Raw genomic sequence first — 7,871 nt, 5'->3', positions numbered from 1 at the left:
CGGCGATCACGCCGGTGTCGCCCCAGTCGAAGTTCATCGCCACCTGGCCGCCGGAGAAGGCGGTGCGGATGTCGCCGGAGGAGAAGTTCAGCGCGCCCGGCGGCGAGAACTTCACCGATTTGATGTAGTCCTCCAACGCCTTGACCCAGCCGGGGTTGTTCACCGCCGCGTCCATCGTCTCCGGGTCGAAGAACATGCTGCCCGGATTCTGCGGGTCGTTGGTGTAGCTGGCGGCATGGGTGAAGAAGAACCAGAACTGCTGGCCGCCGCGACGGAACGCCTCCGCCGTGCCCCACAGCTTCTGGTCGGGCCGGGTGAAGAACTCGGCGATGTCGTAATATTCCTTCCAGGTCCTGGGCGGCGCCAGGTCGTAGCCGTATTTGGTCTTGAACGCCTCCTTCTCCTTCGGGTCGTCGAACAGGTCGCGGCGATAGGACAGGGTGTGCAGGTCGCCGTCGATGGTCTGCGACAGGTGCTTGCCGTCCCACACCATCAGCCGGTCGCGATAGACCGGGGCGATGTCCTCCCAATCCTTGCCCTGGCGGACCGACTCCGGCATCTCCGACAGATAGGGCGAGAAGTCCGGCATCCAGGCCGGGGCGAAGGTGATGACGTCGAAGGTGGATTCGCCGGCCGTCATCGCCGTCAGGTATTTCGGGTACAGCTCGCCGAACGGGAATTCGACGACATTGACCTTACCGCAGGTCTTCTGCTCCCAGGTCTTGGCCGCCATCTGCAGCGCCAGGGCGATGAAAGGCCCGGTCTGCGACCCTGCGGTCAGGGTCACGCCGGAATAGTCGGGGTCGCAGGCCGCGGCGGCCGGGCCGTGCAGCGCCGCGGTCAGCGCCAGGGCGCCGGCCGCTGCGAAAAGCATGCTCTTCATTGTCCTCCCTCCCTGTGTCGCGATCATCGGATGCTGCCCAGCAGCAGGCCGGATCGCATCAGCCTGGCCAGGAAAATCGCCATCACCATCATCGGGCCGATCGAGATCATGGCGGCGACCGAGATCGCCCACCATTCGTCGCCGCGGTAGGAGTTCTGCCCCGACAGCATGATCGGCAGGGTCTGCCAGCTGCCGGCGGTCAGCAACAGCGAGAACAGGAACTCGTTCCAGACGAAGCTGAGCGTGATCATCGACGTGGCGATCAGCCCCGGCCGCGCCATCGGCAGCACGATCTCGAGGAAGATGCGGAAGCGCGGCACGTCGTCCACCAGCGCCGCCTCCTCGATCTCCACCGGCAGGGCCTGGAAGAAGTCGCGCATCAGCCAGACCACGATCGGCAGCGAGAAGGCGGTGTAGCAGAGGGTCATGCCCCAGAAGCTGTCGAGCAGCGGCAGCCCGGCCTTGCCGATCTCGGAATAGAGCAGGTAGAGCGCGAACGCCGTGACGATCGGCGGGAACATGCGCTGGCTGATGAACCAGAACACCACGTCGTCATTGTCCAGCACCGGGCCGGGCAGGCGCAGCGCGTTGAGCCCGATCGACACCGCCAGCGTCGCCACCAGCGCGCCGCCCAGCGCCTGCACCCGAGCGAGACCGAGCACGTTCTGAAGCAAGAGGAAGCCGCCGATTGCGACCACGGCGAAGGCGAGGCCGGCCAAGAGCCGCACCTGGAACGGAAAGCGCACCAGCGCATAGGCCGCCATCGACCCCAGCGCCACCGACAGCACGGTCGCGGCCAGCCCGATCAGGGTGGAGTTGACGAAGGGCGTGACGAAGTTGCCGCGAACGCCGGACAGGGCGTCGATCCAGGCCTGCAGCGTCGGCTCGAAATCGATCCAGGGCAGGTAGGTCGGCCCGCCGCTGACCGCGGTCGGCGGCTTGAACGAGGTGATCAGCGTCCAGTAGATCGGGAACAGCGTCACCACGAACCAGCCCAGGCACAGCAGGAAGATCAGGCCGCGCTTCGACCGGGAGGGGGTCATCGCCGCTTCTCCAGATGCGGCTTCAGCACCGCCAGGTAGATGGTGCCGAAGACGACGATGACGATCAGGAACAGGAAGCTCAGCGCCGAGGTGTAGCCGAGGTTGAACTTCTTGAACCCCTCCTGATAGGCGAACAGGGTCAGGGTCTCGGTCGACACGCCGGGGCCGCCGCCGGTCAGGACGAAGACCGTGTCGATGATCTTGAAGCCCTCGATGATGCGGATGAAGACGACGGCGGCCGAGATCGGCAGCAGCATCGGGAAGGTGATGCCCCAGAATTGCTGCCAGGCGCTGGCATTCTCCAGCTGCGCCGCCTCGTAGACGTCCTGCGGCAGGCTCTGCAGCCCGGCCAGCATCATCAGGATGACGAAGGGCGTCCACTGCCAGACCTCGACCGCGATGATGGTGCCCAGCGCCCAGGTCGCGTCGGTCAGGAACGGCAGGTTCGGCAAGCCGAACCAGGTGAACAGGTCGTTCACCGGGCCGACGGTGGAGTGGAACAGCATGCGGCCGACCAGCGACACGGCGATCGGCGCCATCAGCATCGGCAGCAGGAAGCCGACGCGGAACAGACGCTCGCCGGGAATTTTGCTATGCAGCGCCAGCGCAATGGCGAAGCCGAGCACGTACTGCACCGCGACCGAGAGGAAGACGATGGTGGCGGTGGTCTGCACGGTGGCCCAGAAGCGCGGATTGGCCAGCAGCGACGCGTAGTTGTCGAAGCCGACGAAGCGCGGCGGCAGCGGCGGCACCAGCCGCATGCTCTGGAAGCTGATGGTCAGGGAGTAGATGAGAGGGAAGATGCCGACCAGCAGGACGACGAGGAAGGCAGGCCAGATGAAGGCGTGCTTGATCGGCTCCCGCAAAGTCCGTGCCTCCCCCTCGCCTGCCCGCGCTTGTCGTCGCGCGGCGTCTTTGACTTGTCGTACGTTATGGTGACTCGCCCCGCCGACGCAACCGGCGGAACCGGATGGAGAAGGATGTGATGGACACCGTCGACCCCGTACGGACTGCCGCCCCCGCCCCGAAGGCCGGCGGCATCGCGGCGGTGATCTTCGATTGCGACGGGGTGCTGGTCGACAGCGAGATCATCGCCTGCCGGGCAGTGGCGCAACTGATCGCACAGTACGAGCCGCAGGCGCCGGTCGAGGAGCTGGTGGAACAGCTGGTCGGCACGCCGGACCTGCACATCGTGCGCCAGGTGGCGGCACGCTTCGGCACGGTGTTCCCGGAGGATATCGGCCCGCGCATGGCGCGGGTGATCGACGACGCGCTGGCGCTCAGCCTCGACGCCATTCCCGGCGTGCTGCCGGCGCTGCAGCAGCTGGGCCTGCCGATGGCGGTGGCCTCGAACAGCCATCTCGACCGGGTGCGCCGGTCGCTGCAGATCGCCGGCCTGACCGCGCTGTTCGGCGACCATGTCTACACGCCCGAGGCGGTGGAGCGGCCGAAGCCCGCGCCGGACCTGTACCTGCACGCCGCCGCGCAGCTGGACGCCGATCCCTCCCGCTGCCTGGTGATCGAGGACAGCGTCACCGGCACCACCGCCGGCGTCGCCGCCGGCATGACGGTGATCGGCTTCCTCGGCGGCCGTCATATCCGCGACGGCCATGCCGACCGGCTGCGCGCCGCCGGGGCCAGGCTGATCTGCCCGCATATGGACGACCTGGCCGGGCTGGTGGCGGGGCTGCGCGGCTAGCCTTCATCCGGCGGCCCATTGCCAGCGGAGCCGAGCGGCCTCATCGTCTGAAGCACGGGTGGGATCCGGAGCGGACCGATGGCGGATGAGGGCGGAACCGGGCTGATCATAGCCGGCGTCGGGCTGGTCATCGCCATCGTCACCGGGCTGACGCAGCTCGATGCCGGACGCAACCTCGTCTGCACCTACACCAGCGTGCTGTGCAAGCGGGCGAACACGGTCCGGATCGCCACGGTCGACTACACGCCGCCGGGCGGGCCGGCCGATCCCGCCAGCACGTCCGGACCGGCGTCAGGCTGGGCGGCGCTGCAGCAGGCCATCGGGTCATTCGCCCCGCCGCATCGAGATTGCATCGCGGCGAACGACTTCATGGCCTTCCGCTCCGGCAATCCACCCTGGCACTGGGACATCGAGCCGGTCGATCCGGGGCAGCAGGTAACGCTGCGCGGCAACCGGCAGCTGATGTTCGACTTCGACAGCCGGTACCGGCCCCTGGTCCGCGACGTCACGCTGTCGATCGAGGTTACGGTCGACCAGTCGACCTTCCGCCGCCCCGACTTCGATTCGCATTACGAGATCGTTCTGCCCGAAGGCTCGGACGAGACGCGCGTCTTCTGCCAGCTGTTCTTCCCCGGGCCGGGCGACCTCGACGTCCATTTCGCCATGAGCGACGACTACTACGGCAGCGACGACCCGATCACGGTGCCGCTGAAGCTGGCAGAGGGGCCGTAACCACGGCCCCTCCCCTCCTCGGTCAGGCGGCAGCCCGCGCAGCTTCGACCTTGGTCACGGTCAGGTTGCGCGGCTTGCCGGACGGGGTGATCCAGGTGATGGTCTGGCCCCGGCGCAGGCCAATCAGCGCCACGCCGACCGGGGTCAGCACCGACAGCCGGCCGGCCTCGATATCTGCCTCCTCCGGATAGACCAGGGTCACGGTGTGCTCCTCGCCCGTCGCGGCGTCGCGATAGGTGACGGTCGAGTGCATCTGCACCACACCCTTGGCCGCGGCGCCCTCGATGATCTGGGCCCGGTCGAGCTCGTCCGCCAGGAAATCGGCGACCGCGGGGAAGGTGTCCGCCGCGGCGTCGGCCAGCGCCGCGAGGCGATCGTAATCGCCGGCGGTGACGTGGATCTCCGGACGCTTGGGCAGGCTGCTGCGGGACATGCCGAGTTTCCTTTCTTCTGGGCACTTTGCTCCGGGGTCATGTCCGGAGGGTTCGGATGCGATCGGCGCTTCGGAGAGGGCCGGGTCGCGAAGTCTGGTGAGGCTGGGAGAACGGGGTCGCGGCGTGCGACCGGGCGAGAACGGACGACGGGGCGGCTCGGGCCTGGGGGCATCGCCCCCGAGGTCAGCAGCCCCGGGCGTGAAGCGGCGTTCGATACGCCGCCAGCAGCTTCGTCCACGGTGTTCTCATACCAACAGAAATAGGCGCCCGGGCCGCGGAAATCAACCGGGGCGCGCCGGATCCGTGGCGCCCATGAAAAAGGCCGCGCGGGGGGACGCCGCGCGGCCGGAGGGAGTCTTAAGCCTGGTCAGAGCACGAAATCGGCTGCCACCAGGGTGCCGTGGGTCTCGACGCGGATCTCGAAATCCGCCCGCCCGTCGCCATTGGTGTCGCCGGCCACGATGCCGCCGGCGAAGCGCAGCTCGCCCGCGACATTGTGGAAGGCCGCGCTGCCGATGAAGGTGAAAGCCTGGTTGCCGAAGGCGAGGAAATTGCTGTTCGCGTCGATCGCGGACAGGTCGATCTTGTCGCCCTCGGCGTGCCGGAAGTCGGTGATCACGTCGCGACCGTTGCCCACCGCGAACTCCGAGCTGGCCAGGAAGCGGAACGTGTCGGCGCCGCCGCCACCTGTCAGTGTGTCGGTGCCGGCCCCGCCGATCAGGATGTCGGCGCCCAGCCCGCCCTTGATGACATCATTGCCGGCCCCGCCCTTCAGCAGGTCGCTGCCGGTGCCGCCGGAGAGCTGGTCGTTGCCGGCCCCGCCGTCGAGCTGGTCGTCGCCGAGCCAGCCGTCGATGGTGTCGGCCCCGGCGGTGCCCACCCGGATGTCGTTGATGTCACGCAAGGCGCCATGCAGGTCGGTCAGCACCCCGGCCGCGGTGTCGACGATGCCTTCGAGCGTCCCGGCCAGCTGGATCAGGGCGTCGAGCTGCGGTACGCCGCCGATGTCCTGCAGGTCGTCGATCACCTCCTTCAGGTCCTGCACCACATCGGAGGTATTGGTCAGCGTCATGTCGAGCACGGCCTGCAGGCCGTCCTGCCCGTTCTCGCCGCCGACCAGGCTCTCCAGCCCCGCGCCGAGCACGCCGTGCTCGCCGAAGAACTGGTTGATCACCGCCTCGGGCACCAGACCGTGCAGCAGGCCGTTGTCGCCGGCCAGCAGGTCGGCCACCGTGCCGGCGATCGCCAGCGGGCCGGCGACCTTGATCACCTCGCCGCCCGCGACCAGCACGCCGACGTCCAGAAGGGTGTTGAACACGTCGCCGACCAGGCCGTCGCCGAGCGAGCCACGCAGCCCCAACTGATCGCCGCCGAGGATGCCGAACTCGCCGAACAGGTTGCCGATCAGGCCGCCGTCGCCCTCCAGGATGCTGCCGCTGAGCACGCCGCCCAGCACGTCGGTCAGCAGCGTGTCGAGCACGCCGGTGGCGCCGCCCAGCACGTTCTGCAGCAGGCCCGCCACGCCGCCGTCGCCCAGCAGGTCGTCGAGCAGCACGTCGGGCGACAGGCTGCCGAGGATGCCGGTCAGCAGGTCGGTGAGCCCGCTGCCATTGTCGCCCAGCACGCCGCCGAGCAGCCCGCCGAGGATGCCGTCGGTCAGCAGGCTGTCGAGCACGTCGAGCCCCGGCAGCTGGGCGAAGATGCCGCCGATGATCTCGCCGAGATCGGTGCTGACGCCGATGCCCGCCAGGATGCCGCCGATCAGCCCGTCCGGGTCGAGCAGGCTGCTGATGATGCCGGTGACGGTCAGGTCGTCGAACAGCCCGCCGACATCGCCGAGCACGCCGCCGATCAGGATGGTGACGAGCCCATGTTCGCCCACCAGCCCGTCGGCGATGCCGCCGACCGTGTCGACCAGCCCGCCCAGCAGCCCGTCATTGCCGAGCAGCGCGCCGACCAGGTCGCCCGAGTTCTGCAGGATGTCGACCAGGTGGGTCAGCAGCCCGTCCGCGCCCAGCAGGGCGCCGACCAGCCCATGGGCGCCGAGCAGGCCGTCATCGCCGAACAGCCCGCCCAGCAGGCCCAGGATCGGCAGGCCGCCGGTCAGGATGTTGCCCAGCAGGCCGGTGATGCCGTCGAGCAGGTCCGACACGATGCCGGTGACGAGCTCGGGCGTCAGCAGCTCTCCGAGCAGGCCGCCGGCTTCGCCGAGCCCGCCCAGGAGATCGCCGAGCGCGCCGCTGAGGATGCCGCCCAGCAGGCCGCCGATCAGGCCGTCCAGGAGACCGTCGAGCAGGCCGCCGACACCGCCGAGAATGCCGCCGAGCAGACCGCCCACGCCGGTCAGGACGCCGCCCAGCAGGCCGTCCTCGCCCAGCAATCCGCCGAGCAGGTCTCCCAGACCGCCCAGCACATCACCCAAGAGATCCGTAGAAGCCATCGTCTCCTCCACCAGGGATTTGAACTTCCCCAGACGCACCGTTCTCTTGACGGCTTAGAGCCCCTTACTTCGAGGCTACCACGTATTTCGGAGGAGAATAAGAATTTATGCAGATAAGCAGGAATCACTACTGGTCAATTGCACCTATATTTCTCAGTTATTTCGATCTCATTTTGCATAAAATCATAGTCACTCCGTGAAAGCGCTCCGGCGAACGCCGCCGGAGGGCGCAGGATGAGGTACGGACCCGTTAGGCGCCGCGGAGCAGCGCCTCGACCTCCCCGCGCTGTGGCATCGACGGCGCGGTGCCGGGACGGGTCACCGAGATGCCGGCCACGGCACAGCCGAAGCGCACCGCCTCGGCTACCGGGCGGCCCTCGGCCAGCGCCAGAGCGAAGCCGCCGTTGAAGGCGTCGCCCGCCCCGGCGGTCTCGACCACCGGCCCAACCGCGAAGGCCGGGACATGCGTGGTCTCCGACCGGCTCTTCAGCAGCGCGCCCTTGGCCCCGAGGGTGACGATCACGGTGCCGACGCCCTTGCCCAGCAGCACCTCCGCCGCCCGCGCCGCCTGCTGGCCGCTGTCGACCGCGAAGTCGACTAGGCTCTCGGCCTCGGTCTCGTTCGGGGTCAGATAGTCCAC

8 protein-coding genes are annotated in these 7,871 nt (G+C 68.4%); 2 read left to right on the top strand and 6 right to left on the bottom strand.

Annotation, left to right across the window (positions count from 1 at the left end; all coding sequences use genetic code 11):
• The 3 genes from ABDW35_RS26875 to ABDW35_RS26865 form a co-directional block, all read right to left on the bottom strand.
• On the bottom strand, positions 1-883 hold an 883-nt coding region (locus ABDW35_RS26875), incomplete at its 3' end, for an extracellular solute-binding protein (protein WP_343716927.1).
• A 23-nt stretch (positions 884-906) separates the two neighbouring features.
• Positions 907-1,926 carry a carbohydrate ABC transporter permease gene (locus tag ABDW35_RS26870; RefSeq protein WP_343716926.1) on the bottom strand — a complete coding sequence of 340 codons (1,020 nt, stop codon included), beginning with the start codon at positions 1,924-1,926 and terminating at the stop codon, positions 907-909.
• Positions 1,923-2,792, bottom strand: coding sequence for a sugar ABC transporter permease (locus ABDW35_RS26865; RefSeq protein ID WP_343716925.1), 870 nt, complete (start codon positions 2,790-2,792; stop codon positions 1,923-1,925). Before ABDW35_RS26865 ends, ABDW35_RS26870 begins: the two co-directional genes overlap by 4 nt.
• Positions 2,793-2,911: 119 nt before the next feature.
• On the opposite strand from ABDW35_RS26865, the gene ABDW35_RS26860 reads away from it, so the two are divergent.
• Positions 2,912-3,625, top strand: coding sequence for an HAD family hydrolase (locus ABDW35_RS26860; protein ID WP_343716924.1), 714 nt, complete (start codon positions 2,912-2,914; stop codon positions 3,623-3,625).
• A 78-nt stretch (positions 3,626-3,703) separates the two neighbouring features.
• Positions 3,704-4,357, top strand: a complete 654-nt coding sequence (locus ABDW35_RS26855; RefSeq protein ID WP_343716923.1) for a hypothetical protein — start codon at positions 3,704-3,706, stop codon at positions 4,355-4,357.
• A gap of 22 nt (positions 4,358-4,379) precedes the next feature.
• On the opposite strand, the gene rnk is transcribed toward ABDW35_RS26855, so the two are convergent.
• The 3 genes from rnk to ABDW35_RS26840 all read right to left on the bottom strand — a co-directional run.
• Positions 4,380-4,790, bottom strand: coding sequence for a nucleoside diphosphate kinase regulator (gene rnk, locus ABDW35_RS26850; protein ID WP_343716922.1), 411 nt, complete (start codon positions 4,788-4,790; stop codon positions 4,380-4,382).
• Positions 4,791-5,158: 368 nt separating this feature from the next.
• A complete protein-coding gene (locus ABDW35_RS26845; RefSeq protein ID WP_343716921.1) occupies positions 5,159-7,231 on the bottom strand; it encodes a M10 family metallopeptidase C-terminal domain-containing protein in 2,073 nt (690 codons plus the stop codon).
• A 250-nt stretch (positions 7,232-7,481) separates the two neighbouring features.
• Positions 7,482-7,871: PfkB family carbohydrate kinase (locus ABDW35_RS26840; RefSeq protein ID WP_343716920.1), on the bottom strand; the 390-nt coding region annotated here is incomplete at its 5' end.

Source organism: Inquilinus sp. (genome assembly GCF_039594555.1).
Lineage (GTDB): Bacteria > Pseudomonadota > Alphaproteobacteria > DSM-16000 > Inquilinaceae > Inquilinus.
Note: the sequence above shows the minus strand (reverse complement) of the source record. Positions and strands in the feature narration are given on the sequence as shown.

What these genes read in the sequence shown, in the direction of transcription:
- ABDW35_RS26855 (WP_343716923.1), top strand. Translation starts at nt 3,704, where the DNA reads ATGGCGGATGAGGGCGGAACCGGGCTGATCATAGCCGGCGTCGGGCTG.
- ABDW35_RS26845 (WP_343716921.1), bottom strand. Translation starts at nt 7,231, where the DNA reads ATGGCTTCTACGGATCTCTTGGGTGATGTGCTGGGCGGTCTGGGAGAC.
- ABDW35_RS26870 (WP_343716926.1), bottom strand. Translation starts at nt 1,926, where the DNA reads ATGACCCCCTCCCGGTCGAAGCGCGGCCTGATCTTCCTGCTGTGCCTG.
- ABDW35_RS26860 (WP_343716924.1), top strand. Translation starts at nt 2,912, where the DNA reads ATGGACACCGTCGACCCCGTACGGACTGCCGCCCCCGCCCCGAAGGCC.
- rnk (WP_343716922.1), bottom strand. Translation starts at nt 4,790, where the DNA reads ATGTCCCGCAGCAGCCTGCCCAAGCGTCCGGAGATCCACGTCACCGCC.